Genomic DNA, 263 nt, shown 5'->3' with positions numbered 1-263 from the left:
AACGAGTCCATATAAACCAAGAAATATGCGCGAGTTCACAAACAAACTAGTGCATTAATTGCCTGACTGTCCTGCAGGCTGATAGGGAGATCAAACCAGGTGGATGTACCGATGTTGCTCGCCGCGGTTTCAGCAACTTCGCCTTGTGGCGAAGACCTGGAATATGACGCGGATTTCTTGCACTTGGAGCGGGCCGCACAGGGCCAGCCCGAGCGCAGCATGGGCGACTCGATCCTGCCGGCCGAGCCGCCGGACTGGCGCAG

The 263-nt window shown here is 57.0% G+C and carries 1 protein-coding gene; it reads left to right on the top strand.

Features of this window, described 5'->3' with window-relative positions:
* Positions 1–111 precede the first annotated feature (111 nt).
* The coding region (locus SB725_RS31930) for a type VI secretion system ImpA family N-terminal domain-containing protein (RefSeq protein WP_410923467.1) at positions 112–263 on the top strand (152 nt) is incomplete at its 3' end.

Source organism: Pseudomonas sp. SIMBA_041, assembly GCF_046535095.1.
Classification (GTDB): Bacteria; Pseudomonadota; Gammaproteobacteria; order Pseudomonadales; family Pseudomonadaceae; genus Aquipseudomonas; species Aquipseudomonas mucoides.
This window is presented reverse-complemented; position numbering and strand designations above follow the sequence as displayed.